The organism is Chryseolinea lacunae (genome assembly GCF_016735595.1).
Taxonomy (GTDB): domain Bacteria; phylum Bacteroidota; class Bacteroidia; order Cytophagales; family Cyclobacteriaceae; genus Chryseolinea; species Chryseolinea lacunae.
The window spans coordinates 760,390-776,951 of record NZ_JAERRB010000003.1 but is presented as its reverse complement, the minus strand read 5'-3'; the positions used below and the strand labels follow the sequence as shown (position 1 = coordinate 776,951).

Genomic DNA, 16,562 nt, shown 5'->3' with positions numbered 1-16,562 from the left:
GTCATTAGCGGTGTCCGGGTGTGAGCGAATTGATGAGGTCGCCGTGCGTTGGAAATTCTTTCAGCAGTTCGAAAAAGTTTGCCATTTCAAAATCGCGAAAGTCAAAGCCCGGGGCCACGGTGCATCCTGCGAGCGTGTACGAATTTTCATGCATCACCTTTGCACCAAACCACGTGTTTGCCGGAACCACCACCTGCAACGCATCGCCCTGTTCTGCATTCGGTCCCAAACGGTGCACGACCAACCCCTCTGCTGTCAACACAAAAATTTCCAGCGTTTCGCCGGCATGAAAATGCCAAAGCTCATCGGACTTGATACGATGAAACAGTGACCGGTCTTCGGAACGCAACAGAAAATAAATGGCCGTCGAAAAATTTCTCGCGCCTTCAAATCGCCCGGGCAAGCCGGTGCCTGGAATTTTCTCCGTTGCACGATAGGTTTCTTTATAGAAGCCGCCTTCGGGGTGTGGCTTCAGGTCGAGGTGTTTCACCCAGTATTGAGCAGGTTGCATGATTCTGTTTTTTTAACTATCCAAGGTGCTCAAAAATAGCGAGGTCAAAAAAAGTTTTGTTCCGAAATCGAGTGAACCCCGCGCGCACCAAAAATTATCTCCGTTTTCAGAACGAAGAGTAATATCTTATAGCAAAACACTAAATCATGACTGCATCCGGCACACCGACGTCCCACACGGAACACACTTTAAAAAAAGTTTTGAAGCCGGTGCACCTGTGGGCCATCGCCGTAGGGCTTGTCATTTCGGGCGAATATTTCGGATGGAATTATGGTTGGGGCGTGTCGGGCACGATTGGATTTTTGATTGCCACGCTCATCGTCACGGTGTTCTATGTCACCTTCATTTTCAGCTTTACAGAATTGACCACGGCCATTCCGCAGGCGGGTGGTCCCTTTGCCTACGCACATCGCGCGTTTGGATGGTGGGGCGGATTGATTGCCGGCTATGCCACACTCGTGGAATTTCTTGTGACCCCCACGGCTATCGCATTTGCCTTGGGCAGCTACGCACATTTTTTGTATCCATCGTTAAATGTGCTGATGGTGGCGTTTTCGTGTTATGTCATTTTCGTTGCCGTCAACTTGTTGGGCATTAAAGAATCTGCGACGCTGTCGCTGGTGGTCACGTTGCTGGCCGTTGTGGAATTACTCATTTATATCGGACTGGTGGCTCCACACTTTTCAATCACCACGTTCACCACCAACGGCATGCCCTATGGCTGGCACGGAATTTTTGAAGCGTTGCCCTTCGCCATCTGGTTCTACCTGGCCATTGAAGGAGTGGCCATGGTGGCCGAAGAAGCACAAGATCCACACCGCACCATCGCGAAGGGCTATACCTATGGCATTCTCACCCTGGTGGTGCTGGCGCTCAGCGTTATGATCTTCACCGGCGGCATTGCCCCATGGCAACAGCTTAGCAAAATAGATTATCCTCTCCCGGCTTCGCTAAGCATCGTGCTGGGGCGCGACAACCCGCTCACGCAAATGTTTGCCAGCCTGGGATTGTTCGGACTTATCGCTTCGTTTCATGGAACCATCATGGGCTACTCGCGCCAGATCTTTGCGCTGGCCCGGGGTGGATATTTGCCCGCGGTGCTGGGTCGTGTGCACGCGCGCTATCAAACGCCACATTGGGCGTTGGTTGTGGGCGGAGCAGTGGGTTGTCTTGCGTTGAGTCTGGGCACTACCGATCAGGTCATTATTCTCGCAGCATTAGGTGCCGTGGTCATGTATATCATTAGCCTTGTTGCGCTTTTTGTACTGCGAAAGAAAGAACCCGACATGGTGCGTCCGTTCAAGGCGCCGCTCTATCCTTATTTTCCCATTGTTGCGTTGGTTTTGGCTGTGCTCTGTCTGTTGGCCATCGTGTGGTTTAACCTGTTGCTCAGCCTTTGTTTTTTTGGAGTGCTGTTCGTGCTAATGGGTATATTTGTTTTGACGCGACAACACCGGCGAATTCCTGTCGCGAAACGTGCATAAGCCCATGGCCTACCAACATACCATACGACATCACGTCTACAACTTCCAGGATTTAAAGACCGTGTTGGCCAAAGCATCGCCGTTCCGTTCGGGCGATGCACTGGCCGAACTGGCCGCGCACACGTATGAGGAACGCGTGGCTGCACAAATGACGCTGGCCAACATTTCGCTCAACGTGTTTCTGCGCGAAGCCATCATTCCCTACGAAAGAGATGAAGTGACGCGGCTCATCATCGACAGTCACGATGCCTCGGCATTTTCGGTCATCCAACATTTCACCGTGGGCGAATTTCGAAACTGGTTATTGTCAGACACCACCAACGCGGCTATGCTGCACGCGGTTAGCCCGGGCATCACGCCCGAAATGGCGGCGGCAGTGTCAAAGCTGATGCGCAACCAGGATCTTATCGCTGTGGCACAAAAATGTGAAGTGGTGACGCAGTTTCGAAACACGTTGGGGTTGAAAGGAAGATTCTCCACACGCCTGCAGCCCAACCACCCCACCGACGACCCTCGCGGCATTGCCGCCAGCATGCTCGACGGTTTGCTCTATGGCAGCGGCGACGCCGTGATAGGCATCAATCCCGCAACGGACAGCCCATCCGCCGTCACAAAGCTGTTGCACATGATGGACGCTTTGCGACAACAGTTTGATATTCCCACGCAAAGCTGCGTGCTGTGTCACGTCACACTCGCGTTGGAAGTGATGCAACGCCAGGCACCGGTCGATCTTGTTTTTCAATCCATTGGCGGCACCGAAAAAACAAATCAAAGCTTCGGCATCAGTCTTTCACTTTTGCACGAAGCCTACGAAGCCGCCTTGAGCCTGCAACGCGGCACGGTGGGAAACAATGTGATGTATTTCGAAACGGGTCAGGGCAGCTCGCTCTCGGCGCAGGCACACGAAGGTGTGGACCAACAAACCTGCGAGGCGCGCGCCTATGCGGTGGCACGGAAATTCAAACCGCTGCTGGTGAATTCGGTTGTCGGATTTATTGGCCCTGAATATTTATACGACGGCAAACAAATTACCCGCGCGGCGCTCGAAGATCATTTCTGCGCCAAGCTGCTGGGCCTTCCCATGGGGGTTGACGTTTGCTACACCAACCACGCCGAAGCCGACCAGGACGACATGGACAACCTGGTGACCCTGCTCGGTGTGGCCGGCTGCAATTTCATTATGGGTGTGCCCGGTGCCGACGACATTATGTTGAACTATCAATCCACTTCCTTTCACGATGCACTCTATGTGCGACAAGTCTTGGGCTTGCGGCCGGCGCCCGAGTTTGAAGCGTGGCTGATGCAACAGGGGTTGATGGATGCATACGGGAAAATGTTGCCACCCCAGGCATCACACCGTCTTCTGAAAGAAATGAAAGTATAGCTTCCGACTGCATGAGCACTTCCGATAAACCTGCATTCCACATTCCATCCGATCCCTGGATTTCGCTGCGCGCACACACCGATGCGCGCATTGCCTTGGGGCGCGTGGGTGCGGGGTTGCCCACCAATGCCTCGCTCGATTTCAAACTGGCCCACGCCCACGCACGCGATGCCATCTATTCAACGCTCGACAATGCCGCGCTCACCACGGCATTGGAAACCCTGGGCCTCTCGGTGTTGTCGCTGCAAAGCCAGGTGCAAACACGACAGGAATATTTGCAACGTCCGGATCTGGGTCGGAGGTTAAATGCCGCGTCGCGAAAAAAAATTGAAACGCTGTTGCCCGGCACCGCAGATGTGAGCATCGTTTTTGCCGACGGTCTTTCTGCCGAAGCCGTGAACCTTCACGCTGTGCATGTGCTTGCGCAACTGCTGCCCGCCTTGGCCGCGGCGGGATTGTCGACGGCACCCGTGGTGTTGGCCGACCAGGCACGCGTGGCCATTGCCGACGACATTGGCTCATTATTAAAAGCGGAACTGTCCCTGATTTTCATTGGCGAACGGCCCGGACTCACATCGCCTCATAGTCTGGGTGCCTACCTTACCTATCACCCTAAACCGGGCCTCACCGACGAATCGCGCAACTGTATTTCGAACATCCGGCCCGAAGGATTGGTTTATGCCGACGCGGCACAAAAAATATTCTACCTCGTGGCCGAATCACTCCGGCGCAAGCTGTCGGGCGTGATGCTCAAAGGCGAGGGTGGGCTACTGGCCGGTGAAAAATAAGATTTGCATGCTATGTGTTCAAAGGTTTACTTTGCTACCCCAGTTACCGTTTTGACTCCGTAGCTCAGCTGGTAGAGCAATTGACTCTTAATCAATGGGTCGAGAGTTCGAATCTCTCCGGGGTCACTTCAAAACCGCTTTGACAAAATGTCTGAGCGGTTTTTTTTATTACATTAGCTTCTCAAACATCGGGGGTGTTAGCTCAGCTGGTTTAGAGCACTACCTTGACAGGGTAGGGGTCACTGGTTCGAATCCAGTACATCCCACACTTCCATCCCATCCCTTATTCTTCCAAAGCTTTTTCCACGGCGCATCAAAAAAATTTCGGAAGATTTCCACAATTCCATTGCACAACGTCCATCCAAACCCTGCGGATCGGCCCGTGTTTTAAAATCTTAGTATGCCGGTTAACCTTTCATTTCAGAAGTCTATTGACGAAACCGGCTGTTCATGGCGTGGAGAGTCGCTTTCGCGCAATCTGGTGCGTTAATGGCTTCACAAATGGAAACTAAACAACGCTCTATGAAAAATCACAAAGCATTATTATTCCTCACCGTGTTTGCAGCCCTCACCGCGTGTAACAATGATGATGACGCACCGGTGAACTCCATCACAACCGATGAAGCCGCCGTGATTGTGTCGTCGTCGCTGGCCTCCAACACCTCGGGGGTTTCTTTCGTGTCGGACAAAACCACCGGCGTGACAGAAGACCTGTTGAAGGATAATGCCGGTGGTCGTGTGAACGCTTGCGGCGTTTCGCAAAACATCGCCTTCTCGGGATCAAGTCCTTCAGGTGCCACCGTCACCTTTAGCTATGATTTCAGCTACAAGTTCCGTCTGGAGTGCAACGATCAAAACGCTCCGTCGCTGGTGTCGGTCGACCTCAGCTATAGCGGTGCGTTTGATGGACCAAAGCTGAAAGCCTCGCACTCCGGTGTTTCCGAACTCGACGTGACCGGCCTCGCCGACACTACGAAAAACTTTTTGCTGAACGGACAATACAAACGCAGCGGCTCGTTCGAAAACAAAGAGCAGGCGAAGTCAGGCAGCAGCACGGTTGAAATCACACTCACCACGCTGGTCGTAAACAAAGTGACGCACAAGATCGTGAGCGGCACCGGCACCTACCTCATCGAAGGAAGCGTGCCCAGCAAAGGCGACTTCAAATACACCGGCGACATCACCTTCCAGGGCAATGATGCGGCGTTGCTGATTGTGGGTGGCGAAAACTTCACCCTCAATTTGAAAAACGGTGAAGTAAGCAAGAAACAATCCTAACACGGATCACACAGAAACAAAAAAGCCAGGGCTTCCGTCCTGGCTTTTCTATTTATCCCATTCCAATTTTCTAAATCTGCTCCGTTCTTTACAACGCTCACCCAATCACGGTCGCTGAGAAGTCTTTCATGATCATATCTAAATGCACCAACGGTTTTTCAAAACGTTTTCGGTTGTCAAGCCGCGTGGCCCACACAAAGGCTCCGAACAGCAGGGCGAACACCACAAGGGTTGCCAGCACGTTGTTGGCAATGCCACCGGGCACATAGCCTTCGAAAATGGTGGCGGCCATGCAACCGCAGGTCACCGGAATGCTGATGAGGTCGAATCGTTTTTTCAAGATGAAGAAGGCCTGTACTTGTTCATACTGCTGCGCCACATAGGCAGAAACCTCATGCGCCGTTTCGGCTGCCCGGGCAACACACATCGCTTTGAATTTTTTCAGCAACACCATGGTGAACGGCACATGCAGCACGGCGCACGCCGAAGCCAAAATCATCACCAGCGTATTGCCATAAAATTTAATGACAACATGCGTAGCCAACGCATACAAGATAATGTGATAGACAAACACGGCCCAGAAATATTCCATCACGGTGCGCCGCTCCTGCGCAAGTCGTTTCCGGATGTTGGCGGCCAACGCTTCGGCTTTCACATCATCCACACCACACGCCTTGTTGGCGTTCCAGAGTTTTCTCACTTCATCAAATGATTCCATATGCGTTTTTGTTTAATCGGTATAGCGAAGTCTTTCTTCCAGTGCTTTTTTGATACGGACCAGCCGCACACTCACATTGGTTTTTGTGAGGCCGATGATCATGGCTATTTCCTGATAGCTGTTGTCTTCTAAATAGAGTAGAATGATGGCCTTGTCAAGTGGCGACAACGAGTCGATGGCCTCATAGAGCAAACTTAATTTCTCGTCTTCCGGATTTGGCCCGGTGGTTTCGGCGAAGTCGTGTGTTGGTCGCAGTTTTTCGGTGGCAGGATTGCGCGCGCTTTTCTTCACGTATGTGATGGCCGTGTTCAAGGCGACCTTATACATCCACGTTGAAAATTTTGATTGCCCCTTAAAATGTGGATACGACCGCCACAACTGAAACATGATCTCCTGAAAAACATCCTCACGCTCAGCCTCCAGGTGCCCCGGGCAATACACCCGGCACACCTTGTGAACGATGTTGATATGCGCGTTCACATCCTTTAGGAACTCCTGATATTGCGGATTGTTCATTAGCACCTTCTGCTGTTTCCCTATTAGTATGGAAGATGGCTAAAAAACTACGGGGTTTGTGGGTTTATTTTTGAAGCACTGCAAATTCCAGCGGTCTTTCTGGGACTACTCATTATAGGGATCCATGATTCCCCCACGATAATACTCCGGCCTTCTCCAGAATTGCGCAGGGTTGACGCTCCCCTCAAACTCGGGACTGTAAATCACCAGGGTTTCTTTTGCTCTTGAGAATGCGGAAGGCGCAGCAGCACGCGGATCGATGTACTGCAAAGACACCCGAAGCTTGGTTTTTATGTCGCCCTCATAGCGCGGCAACACAAGCGACCACGAACGACTACGTTTGAGCCGCAACGTGTGGTAACTATTGCCACACCAGCTATTGGGAAGGTATTCTATATCTTGCCACACACCATTGTGGTCGAGTGCCTGCATCTTCATGTCGAGGCGATTGTCTTGCGCGTTGAAAAGGACAGTTCTTTTTGATTGGTTTGCAATCTGAACTACCATGCCCTTAAATTGATTTTCAAACACAGCATCATTGTCAACAATAGTAATGCTAAGCACATTGGCGGGGGCACCCTTGCGATTTTTAATCCTGGCAGCTTCGGCCATGCTATCACTGTAGCCATGGCCATTATCCGCTTCATTTGGTTGTGACTGTGCGTAGCAGTATCCCCGGTTCATGTAGTCGATGTTTAATGCGGTGATTTTTCCGTCCTTCAGCGGCGTTTCCTGCCACACAATTTTTCCATCGGTATTCACAAAGGTGAGTTTGTTGTCTACCATATATTTCAACAGGCCGTTCACAAAGCCAGTCTGATCATAGGTCTGCATCACCGAATTGAATATAACGTTCCCACCACGGTCGGCCACGCCGTAGAACGTGGCGTCCATGTCACTTGCCTGTGGGTTGCCGCCCTCAAAGAAAAAATAATTACCAACCAATCCCGGTGACTCGATTTTCTGAAATCTGGGTTTAATCAAAAAATTTGTACTGGTGTCGATCATACCCCATCCATCGTCGGTCGATACAAAGGCAATTCCATCCTGAAAAGATCCTACATTATAAGACGTTGAGAGGACATTGTTAAACTTAACGCTGCCAATTCTTTTGCCTTGGGTATTGATGACCGAGTAGTGACCGTCGAGTTCCTCCACAAAGGCACGACCGCTTGAAAAATCAGACACATTTTTAAATTCCGGATTGTCGACAACCAATTCCCCACGATCATTCACAAAGCCCTCGTAGGCGTTGTCTTTATGGCTATCGGTTATTGCATCTGCTTTGTAGTTGTACAAATGTATACGCGCGAGTCCGTCACAAAGCCCTCCGGCAAGCCACACCTCGCCTGTGTCGGCACGAATAAATACCTCCGCCCCATTGCTGTCGATAAGCCCGGAACGTCTCGCTTTGTCGTCGTCGTCAATCCCGCTCACCTCGAAATATCCTTTGCTTGAATTGACTATGTTTGAATAGCGGTTGTAGGGAACCATAAATTTTCCCTCGGCGTCAATCAGGCCCACCTCAACATTCAGGTCTTCATCCTCATGAGACTTTTGACGCAAGCCGCGCACCACGGCGCAGCCTTCCGAGAAACTACCAATCCCCGAAAACATGGTGTCTATAAGGAGTTTACCGTGCTGATCAATGACACCCTCCTTACCGGTGAACGTTCGCACGTATGCCCTGCCGTTTCCAAAATCGCTCACATGTTTATATATGTTATCGAACGCCCGCTTTCCATCTCTATCAATGTAGAACGATTTTCCACGGAGGAAAACAATGGCCAATCCCTCCTTGAATTGTGTAGCAAAGTCAAATGAGGGAGCGATAACGAATGTGCCGTTCTTATCGATGAAGCCAAAACAGCCATCTATGCGGACCGCACAAAGTCCTTCGGAAAAATCGCCAGCATTTTTAAAAATCGGCTTCACCACCAGCTCCCCATGTCTGTTGATAAAACCCCAATGACGATCAATGGACACCCGGAATCGGCTCGTGTCGTCGGGATGTTTGGTTTCTTGCAAGGATTGGCAGCACGCCGAGGTGATCGCCATAAAAAGAAGCGGAATACATACGATTCTCATATCACAAAAACGTTTGGTTAGGTTCTCTCACACGCCAGACAACACGCCACAAAAGGCTATTCCATCATCACAGCCTATGAACGCAGCCAATACCAAATGCTTGCGTGAAGTCGGGTATTTTTTAAATCCCGCCCCAAGCAAAAGGTCACAGAGCCATCACCAAAAAATTATCACGAAGAGAAGAATGTGCACAACTAAAGAGAAGAAATCTAATCACGTATTCAAACAACGCATGTCAACGCTGAACATTCCCGCTCACAACACGGTTAACTCACTGTTTCACCACCGCCAGCATTGGAAAAATTTCGAATGTGTTGATGGAGAGGGCGGGGTCGTTCGAAAGCAGGGCGCGTGCCTCGGCTTCGTTTTCGACACACACAATGCCCAGGCCAAACGTGCCGGCGGGGTCGAGCACAGGGCCATAGACAAGAAGTTTGCCGGTGTCGAGAAAAGGTTTCCAATAGGCAATGTGTTGATGCATGATGCTACGCTCCACGTCTGTCATGGTCGACGCAAAGTCGGGTCGGGGTGGAATTAGTTTGAGAACAAAATATTTTTTATCCATAATGTTTTTTTGATTCTGTAATTTAACGAAACCAATGCGGACCCGCTTCAAAAGTATATTTTTTCTTCAGGTGCTAACCAATGTATCCTTGCATAGCCACGCCCGGGTCCTATTGCTTTTGCTCGTCGCCTTAACAACTTCCGCTCAAACGCCAGACTCGTCGCGGATCTATTTTGTGGATGCACGCTTTCACAGCGGCAAAATTCTCATCGACGACCCCAGCCTCGCCACGCTCCTCACACGACCACCACGCATGGCCGAGGTGAACTTTAGTCTTTTGAAAAACGAACAGCGCGCTTGGGACTATGCAAACTGCTACACAAAGAACGGCGTCTCCTTGAGCTATGCCGACTTTGGCAACACCGCCATTCTGGGGCACGCCGTCAGTGCCACCGTTTTCACAGAGCCATTCATCGTGAACGCAAAACACATCCAGGTTTCGCTGCGGTGTGGTGCGGGGTTTAGCTACCTCAACAAAATTCACAACACCACCGCCAACCCCGACAACATCTACTATAGTCAACACATTAGTTTTTTATTGCTGATCAACCCCACGTTGTATTATGCGATCAACGATCGCTGGCGTGTGATGGCCGGGGCGCAGATCAGCCACATTTCTAACGGAGGAAGCACATGGCCGAATTGGGGCATCAATGTGGCGTCGGGTAGCGTTGGGGTGGAGTATGCCTTGCAGCCGCTGTTGCTGAAACCCCGCAAGCGCGTTCCCTTCACCGATCGCGATATCAAATTCATTGCCCATGCTTTTGCCGGGCGACACACATCGGACCCGACACAAGACGCTCCTTCCGAAAAACGATTTGCCGGGGGGCTAAACCTGGGTGCAGCAAAACCTTTGGGACGTGTGTGTGCCCTTGGCCTTGGAGCAGAATTTTATTACGATGGCATTGCACAGGTACTGGAAGCGCAGTCGGGAAAAAAGTACAATCCGCTGGTGGGCTCCGTCAGTCTTCAGAACTATTTTTTCTTTGGCAAGCTTTTGTTCGGACAGCAGCTGGCCTACTACATCACACCCAACCATCCCAGCAGCGCACAAAAATTTTATCAGGTCTATTTGCTGGAATATAAAATCAAAGGCCCACTCTATGCCGGTGTGGCGCTGCACGCACGTGGCAAAATATCAGACTTCCTCTCCATTTCCACCGGCTATATCTTTTAGGTGATGCACAAAAAAACCTCTCTCCCACATTCTGGAAGAGAGGCTATACGATTATGTTTTTATGTTTTATTCGCTGCGCATAGCATCTACCGGGTTTGCCCGGGCTGCCTTCAGTGATTGAAAACTTATGGTGATCACCGCGGTGATCAGCGACGCCAAACCGGCCAGCACAACAGCCCAGGCATCCACGCCGGTGTGATAGGCAAATCCATCGAGCCAGCTCGATGCCAGATACCAGCCCAACGGTGCAGCAATGGCAAAGGCTATGACAATGAGCACGGCAAAATCTTTCGACATCAGCATCATGATGTGCGGCACCGAAGCACCCATCACTTTACGGATACTGATTTCCTTTGCGCGTTGTTCGGCCGTGAACGTGGTGAGGCCAAACAACCCAAGGCTGGCGATGGTAATAGCCAGCACGGTAAAGATGAGGACGATGTAGCTCATGCGTTGTTCGGAGCGAAAGAGGGCATCGAAGTTTTCGTCTATGAACGAATATTCAAAAGCGTTTGTGGAGTATTTCTTCCAGATGGTTTCCAGCAGTTTCAATTGTTCGCGTGTGTTGCCCGGCGCCAGGCGTATAGCCATTTCGCCGTTGGGTTCACCTCCCAGAAGAATGGCCATGGGCTTCACGTCGTTGCGCAAGCTCTCAAAATTAAAATTCTTCATCACACCGATGATTTTCAACGGATGTGGCTTGTCGCCGCTGAAGTCGGTGATGGTTTGATTTTCAAGTTTATCAAACCCCATCTGGCGATAGGCCGATTCGTTGAGAATGACGGCCGCGGTGTCGCTGGCAAAGTCGCGCGAGAAAAATCTTCCGTCCACCATTTCATACTGCATGGTGGCGAGGTGATCGTGGTCTACGTGATAGACCTGCAATAGAAAATCCTGTTCGGTGCCGCCCTTGCGAAATGCATTGCTCCAGCCAATGTGCGGCGGAAGGCTGCTGGAAAAGCTGGCCCCCTTAAACTCCGGATGCTGCGCCAGCTCGTTCTTGAAGGCTTTCGCGTTCTTGTCGAGCGACCAGGTGTGCAACAAGTCAATCACATTTTCTTTCTGGAAACCCATGTTTTTTTCCTGCATAAACATCAGCTGTTTATACACCACGATGCTTCCTAATATCAATGCAATGGAAATCACAAACTGAAACGTGACCAGTGCATTCCGCATGACCGAGTTCTTGAAGCCTGAACGAACCCTTCCCTTCAACACTTCCGATGGCCGGAACGATGTGAGATAAAACGCCGGATAGCTTCCCGCCAACAACCCAACAACCGCGGTGAACAAAATCAATCCTACCACCACCATCGGTTTTGCAAAAAGCGCCAACGTGAGTGTTTTTCCCGACAGCACGTTGAACGGTGCCAGCACAGCGGCAATGATGAGCATGGCCAACATCATCGACAAGGCACTGTAGATTAACGACTCGGCCAGAAACTGACTCATGAGTTTGGAGCGAAGCGCTCCAATCGTTTTTCGTACCCCAACCTCCTTCGCCCGGTTAGCCGAACGCGCGGTGGACAGGTTCATGAAATTGATGCAGCCAATGATTATAATAAAAACAGCAACGGCACCGAATATATAGAGGTATTGCAAATTGCCGGCGGGTAGAATTTCTTCGCGCTGGTTCACGCGGAGGTGAAGATCTTCCAAAGCGTTCAGGTTTAGACCAACATCGTTGCCCTGCTCCCGAAACTGTTTGAACGTGAGGCCCAGCAATTCTTCAAGCTCGTGTCCCATGTTTTTTTCAGCCATCACGTCGAGCTTCTTTTTAATCGGATCAACAGTCGCTTGCGGGTTTACTTTAACATAGGTGTAGATGTTGTTGGATGTCCAATGCGTGTCGCGCATGTATTGCCACGACTGGCTGGACAGCACCACATCGAACACAATGCTCGAATTGCCCGGCGCGTCTTTGGCCACACCCGTTATTTCGCAGGCGGTTTTTTCAGAGCCACGCAACAAAATTTTTCCGATTGGATTTTCGTCACCAAAATAACGTTTAGCGGCCGACTCGGTCACCACCAGTTTGTTCATCCCTTTCAGCACGGTTTTCGGATCGCCTTTCACGAGGGGGAAGGAGAAGAACTCAAAAAAGTTTGAGTCCGCCACCAACATGTAGCGCTCCGTAAACGACTTGTCGTCGAAGCTCATGGGCATGGTTCGCCACAAACCGAAGCGCACCACCGATTCCACTTCCGGAATTTCCGACTGCATGGCTTCGGCCACCGGGGCAGGCGAAACTGCCATATCGAAGTCGTTGCCCTGCAGGCGCCCTTTGAAACCAAGGCGGTAGGTTCTGTGATAGTCTTTATGAAAGCGATCGAAGCTTATTTCGTCCACCACATAGAGGATAATGAGCAAACTGGCGGCAATGCCCAGCCCAAGCCCAACAATGTTGATGAAAGAATAAGCCTTTTGCCGCAGCATGATGCGAAAGGCGGTGGTCAGATAATTTTTCAGCATAGGAAAGCGAGTCTAACCCCTATGACGCGACGCCATGGGGTTAGGTTGCAGCCTGCACGGCAAAATTCAAAAAAACGCCGGTTTTAGTTTTTGCTCACGCGTTCGTCCTTTTTCAACGTGGTGAGATACTCCACCAGGTTCACCAACTCATCCTCGCTCATCGACGATTGCAGGTTTGAGGGCATGAGCGATGTTTCCAGCTTGGTTCGTGAGGCTATGTTTTCTTTCAACACGGTTTGAGGATTGCTCATGTATTGCATCTCCACTTTGTCTTCCGTTTCCGACACAATGCGTCCGAAGGCAGAAGAGCCGTCTTTCAGCTTTATGTTGTAGCCTTCAAAGCCAAAACTTATGCCCTGGTCGGGGAAGAGAATGGCGGCATACATCGCTTCCTTCGAAAGCTTGTCGCCGATCTCGCTCAGCTCCGGCCCAAAATTCACGCCCTCGCTTTTCACTTTGTGACATTGCATGCACAGCGTCTTGAATACTTCCTGACCCTTTGCCGCATCGCCATGCTTATCTACCAACACCGAAACAGCGGGCAGCGCCGTGCCTTCTTTGCTTCCCGGAAGTTTGATATACTTCGCGGCCTCTTCGCGCAACTGGCCACGCCATGCCGTCTGGAAAACACCGGCCACAGCGGTGTTCAACGCTTCCGGAATTTTATTTTCCTTGGCCAACACCAGCAACCGGTCTTCGGCACCCCATTGGCCACCAAAAGTTTTCACCGCCAGTTTGCGCAGTTCTATATTTTTTGCGCTGTCCATCATCACACCTTCCATCAACGCCACCACATTCTGGTTATTCATAAGTGGCCATAGTCCTTTGATCATGGCTTGTGCTTCTTCTTTTGTGCCCTTGTTTATTACATTCATCACAAGATCGGTCTTGTTCCATTTCAGCATCAGCGTGCGGGCCGATTCTTTGCCCACGGTGCTGTCGGGATATTGCACGGCCAACTGTAGCAGATCTTTTGCGCGATCCTTTAAGTTGAACAACGTGACGAGTTCTACAAACTCGAGTTTTCCTTTTTTCGCGTCCAGCACTTTGTTGAGCGCGGTGGTGATGGCCGGCGTCATTTTCAACTTCGACGCGTCCATATGTTTCAGTGCCAGCACAAGTTTGTCGCCCTGGCTTTGCTGCACCAGCTGGGCCAGCACGGTTTGTTTGGAGGCATCGGTGTGAAAGTCGAAGGCGCGATAGTAGCGAAGCATCTCCTGGTCGTTCGACCCCTTGATCAGCTCGGCCAGCAACGGCAACGCATATTTGCTTCGGCTACGCCACACAATGTCGCGGTTGGCCGGTGTGTTCCAGGCTGCGCCCACTTTCTTTTTCCAGGTTGTGAAATATGCATCCCAGTTGCCGTCGGCGCCAATGCCCAGGGCTTCGAGATACCAGCGGTCTTTGCCATCGTATTGCTGCGCCAACGTTGTCCACACATCAGCCGCCGCGGCCGTCTTGTTTCCACGAATGGCCAGCGCCACTTCACGCCGCACCTGTGGCGACGCATCATTTTGCAACTTCAGGGCTACCGGCAAAACATCTTTTTGCAGTGAACGAATCACGCGAACGCCGGCAATGCGCAGGTTGGCATCACCGTCGGTCAATGCCTGATCGATATACGTTTCAGCGTTCGGAAGTTTCGACAACAGCCACAACGCTTGTGCGCGATGTCGCGGGTTGCTTTCTTTCCACAAAGTTTGTAGCGCAGGCTCTGCTTTCTCGCCCGCTGCAGCCAGCGCAGTCCATCCCAGGAAACGCACGGCGGGATTGGGATTGAGCAATGCGGCAACGGCGCCTTCCGTGCTGCTCACATCTGTTTTTGCAACCGTGTAGTTTGTCTTGACTGGTGCCACGCGATAGATGCGTCCCCTGTCAAGATCGCCCACCTGGTGGCCACCAACGCCGGGATCATACCAGTCGGCCACAAACAACGAACCATCGGGCGCAACGGCCACGTCAATGGGACGGAACCATTGGTCTTTTTGTCCTTCCAGAATATTCACGATGGTGGCCTTGTAGCCCGCGCCATCATTTTCAACCGGATAGGCACGCACCACGTTGTGACCGGGTTCCGCGTGAATCATTTGTCCCCGGAAAATTTCAGGAAGCAAATCACCTTCGTAAACGGTTATACCCGCGGGTGAGCCGGAGCCGGTTTGCAGAATGTTGGGCACCACGCCGGGGTCGTTGAGGTGCCAGTGGCGCAGGGGAATTTCTTTTTCAAGATTGGTTCGTCGTGTGTTCCAGCTGGCGCCGGTCATTTCGTCGCGGTAGCCAAAGTTTCCATATTCCATCACGTAGTTGATGCGCGTGCCTTTGTTGCCATCGTCGTCGTTGTCCGATTGCCAGAGTGTTCCATAAGGATCGACCGACACTTCAAAATTGTTCCGGAAGTTGTTGCCCAACACTTCCACGTGCGAGCCATCCACGTCGCAGCGCATCACCATGCCTTCGCGGAAGGGCTTGCCGTTGGTCACCACCTTGTGGCCGTGAACATCAACCACCGTGTCGCCGGCAGCATTCAACAGCGATTTGCCTTCGTTGCCAAAGTTGAAATACAAACGACCATCGGGGCCAAACACAAAAGTGTGCATGCCGTGATCGTGTTGCAGACCCTGAATGCCCTGGAAGAAAATCTCTTTTTTATCGGGAACATCGTCGCCGTTGTCGTCGGTGAACACAAAAACATTGGGGCTGCACGACACAATCACCTTGTTGCCCAACAGCGAAATGCCCAGCGCCGAGTTCACATCGGTTCCCTGGTAGAACACCTTGCTTTTGTCGGCTTTGCCGTCGCCGTCGGTGTCTTCCAAAATCATGATGCGATCGCCCTCGGCCTTTGCCGGATTCTTGATGTTATATTGATTTCTATAGTTGTAGGCTTCACACACCCAAACCCGGCCTCGCGCATCGATGGCGATGTTGGTGGGATTGGTGAACATGGGTTCGGACGCGAAGAGCGTCACCTCCAGCCCCTCGTGAACCTTGAGGTCGGCCAGTGAAGCGGCGGTGGAGTGTTCGTCGTTGGTTTCGGCTGGCTTTTGCTTGCAGGAGAAGGCTACCAAGGCCGCTGCGCCGAGCCAAAAGGCCGGGCGAAAGTTGAATTTTGACATAATATATAGGCTAGACCGGTAAGGTACATAGCAATATCCTTATTGTCAATTATACCATATGCAGTTTTGGGCCTTTATAGGGTGTTTCAAACGATAGAATAGGGGTCACAACGGCCTGGCTCGGGGCCGATTTCGACACATTTGTCAGCGGAATATTACTTCCGTGTTGTATTATGGTTAATAGCACCCTAAGGACTTGAACCTCAGCCCACTTATTTACGTTCTTTGTAATAAGCAACCACTACTTGCTATGAAATCGATTCACCAAAAGCATGCGATCCTCCAGTCGCTGGAGTCGCTCGACCCAGGTCAAACCGAAAAGGTGTTGGCCTACATCAAAGATCTTTTGTACGCACCGCTCGACGAAGCATCCCGCCAACAGCTTAAACGCGAAGGCTTGAGGGAGATTCGCCAGGCACTCGGCAAAGGACGCAAGCTCACCGCAGCGTTCTAAAGCCGTAGCGC

Annotated in this window: 13 protein-coding genes and 2 tRNA genes; 8 read left to right on the top strand and 7 right to left on the bottom strand. The window is 51.3% G+C overall.

The features are described 5' to 3' along the window. Positions 1-4: 4 nt before the first annotated feature. Positions 5-511, bottom strand: coding sequence for a cupin domain-containing protein (locus tag JI741_RS12605; RefSeq protein ID WP_202009843.1), 507 nt, complete (start codon positions 509-511; stop codon positions 5-7). A 146-nt stretch (positions 512-657) separates the two neighbouring features. Here JI741_RS12605 and eat point away from each other — a divergent pair, with 146 nt between their 5' ends. The 6 genes from eat to JI741_RS12570 all read left to right on the top strand — a co-directional run bounded on the left by eat (position 658) and on the right by JI741_RS12570 (position 5,445). Beyond that, the gene (gene eat, locus JI741_RS12600; protein WP_202009841.1) at positions 658-1,995 is read left to right on the top strand and encodes an ethanolamine permease; all 1,338 of its coding nucleotides are present in this window, start codon (positions 658-660) and stop codon (positions 1,993-1,995) included. A 4-nt stretch (positions 1,996-1,999) separates the two neighbouring features. Beyond that, a complete protein-coding gene (locus tag JI741_RS12595) occupies positions 2,000-3,379 on the top strand; it encodes an ethanolamine ammonia-lyase subunit EutB (RefSeq protein WP_202009839.1) in 1,380 nt (459 codons plus the stop codon). Positions 3,380-3,390: 11 nt separating this feature from the next. Further along, on the top strand, positions 3,391-4,167 hold the full coding sequence (gene eutC, locus JI741_RS12590) for an ethanolamine ammonia-lyase subunit EutC (protein ID WP_202009837.1): 777 nt from the start codon (positions 3,391-3,393) through the stop codon (positions 4,165-4,167). 53 nt (positions 4,168-4,220) lie between these two features. Continuing rightward, positions 4,221-4,293: transfer RNA gene (locus JI741_RS12585), tRNA-Lys, on the top strand. Positions 4,294-4,358: 65 nt separating this feature from the next. Further along, positions 4,359-4,433 (top strand) — tRNA-Val (locus tag JI741_RS12580). A 256-nt stretch (positions 4,434-4,689) separates the two neighbouring features. Next, a complete protein-coding gene (locus tag JI741_RS12570; protein ID WP_202009835.1) occupies positions 4,690-5,445 on the top strand; it encodes a hypothetical protein in 756 nt (251 codons plus the stop codon). Between the two features lie 97 nt (positions 5,446-5,542). Here JI741_RS12570 and JI741_RS12565 read toward each other — a convergent pair whose 3' ends face one another. From JI741_RS12565 to JI741_RS12550, 4 genes are all read right to left on the bottom strand, one after another. After that, positions 5,543-6,163, bottom strand: a complete 621-nt coding sequence (locus JI741_RS12565) for a hypothetical protein (protein WP_202009833.1) — start codon at positions 6,161-6,163, stop codon at positions 5,543-5,545. A 12-nt stretch (positions 6,164-6,175) separates the two neighbouring features. Beyond that, the gene (locus JI741_RS12560; protein WP_202009831.1) at positions 6,176-6,679 is read right to left on the bottom strand and encodes an RNA polymerase sigma factor; all 504 of its coding nucleotides are present in this window, start codon (positions 6,677-6,679) and stop codon (positions 6,176-6,178) included. Between the two features lie 105 nt (positions 6,680-6,784). After that, on the bottom strand, positions 6,785-8,767 hold the full coding sequence (locus JI741_RS12555) for a WG repeat-containing protein (protein ID WP_202009829.1): 1,983 nt from the start codon (positions 8,765-8,767) through the stop codon (positions 6,785-6,787). 271 nt (positions 8,768-9,038) lie between these two features. Continuing rightward, positions 9,039-9,332, bottom strand: a complete 294-nt coding sequence (locus tag JI741_RS12550; protein WP_202009827.1) for a YciI family protein — start codon at positions 9,330-9,332, stop codon at positions 9,039-9,041. Positions 9,333-9,444: 112 nt separating this feature from the next. Between JI741_RS12550 and JI741_RS12545 the strand changes: the two genes are divergently transcribed. Beyond that, positions 9,445-10,509 carry an acyloxyacyl hydrolase gene (locus tag JI741_RS12545; protein WP_202009825.1) on the top strand — a complete coding sequence of 355 codons (1,065 nt, stop codon included), beginning with the start codon at positions 9,445-9,447 and terminating at the stop codon, positions 10,507-10,509. Between the two features lie 66 nt (positions 10,510-10,575). Here the strand turns inward: JI741_RS12545 and JI741_RS12540 are convergent, their stop codons facing one another. Together JI741_RS12540 and JI741_RS12535 are read right to left on the bottom strand one after the other, a co-directional pair. Continuing rightward, the gene (locus JI741_RS12540; protein ID WP_202009822.1) at positions 10,576-12,981 is read right to left on the bottom strand and encodes an ABC transporter permease; all 2,406 of its coding nucleotides are present in this window, start codon (positions 12,979-12,981) and stop codon (positions 10,576-10,578) included. Between the two features lie 83 nt (positions 12,982-13,064). Further along, positions 13,065-16,097 (bottom strand): PVC-type heme-binding CxxCH protein, encoded by a 3,033-nt coding sequence (locus JI741_RS12535; RefSeq protein ID WP_202009820.1) that lies wholly within the window; start codon positions 16,095-16,097, stop codon positions 13,065-13,067. Between the two features lie 250 nt (positions 16,098-16,347). Between JI741_RS12535 and JI741_RS12530 the strand changes: the two genes are divergently transcribed. Next, positions 16,348-16,551: a hypothetical protein gene (locus tag JI741_RS12530; protein ID WP_202009818.1), complete on the top strand. Its 204-nt coding sequence runs from the start codon at positions 16,348-16,350 to the stop codon at positions 16,549-16,551. Positions 16,552-16,562 lie beyond the last annotated feature (11 nt).

Excerpts from the sequence above, each read along its gene's own strand:
- JI741_RS12605 (WP_202009843.1), bottom strand. The coding sequence starts at position 511 with ATGCAACCTGCTCAATACTGGGTGAAACACCTCGACCTGAAGCCACAC.
- eat (WP_202009841.1), top strand. The coding sequence starts at position 658 with ATGACTGCATCCGGCACACCGACGTCCCACACGGAACACACTTTAAAA.
- JI741_RS12595 (WP_202009839.1), top strand. The coding sequence starts at position 2,000 with ATGGCCTACCAACATACCATACGACATCACGTCTACAACTTCCAGGAT.
- eutC (WP_202009837.1), top strand. The coding sequence starts at position 3,391 with ATGAGCACTTCCGATAAACCTGCATTCCACATTCCATCCGATCCCTGG.
- JI741_RS12570 (WP_202009835.1), top strand. The coding sequence starts at position 4,690 with ATGAAAAATCACAAAGCATTATTATTCCTCACCGTGTTTGCAGCCCTC.
- JI741_RS12565 (WP_202009833.1), bottom strand. The coding sequence starts at position 6,163 with ATGGAATCATTTGATGAAGTGAGAAAACTCTGGAACGCCAACAAGGCG.
- JI741_RS12560 (WP_202009831.1), bottom strand. The coding sequence starts at position 6,679 with ATGAACAATCCGCAATATCAGGAGTTCCTAAAGGATGTGAACGCGCAT.
- JI741_RS12555 (WP_202009829.1), bottom strand. The coding sequence starts at position 8,767 with ATGAGAATCGTATGTATTCCGCTTCTTTTTATGGCGATCACCTCGGCG.
- JI741_RS12550 (WP_202009827.1), bottom strand. The coding sequence starts at position 9,332 with ATGGATAAAAAATATTTTGTTCTCAAACTAATTCCACCCCGACCCGAC.
- JI741_RS12540 (WP_202009822.1), bottom strand. The coding sequence starts at position 12,981 with ATGCTGAAAAATTATCTGACCACCGCCTTTCGCATCATGCTGCGGCAA.
- JI741_RS12535 (WP_202009820.1), bottom strand. The coding sequence starts at position 16,097 with ATGTCAAAATTCAACTTTCGCCCGGCCTTTTGGCTCGGCGCAGCGGCC.
- JI741_RS12530 (WP_202009818.1), top strand. The coding sequence starts at position 16,348 with ATGAAATCGATTCACCAAAAGCATGCGATCCTCCAGTCGCTGGAGTCG.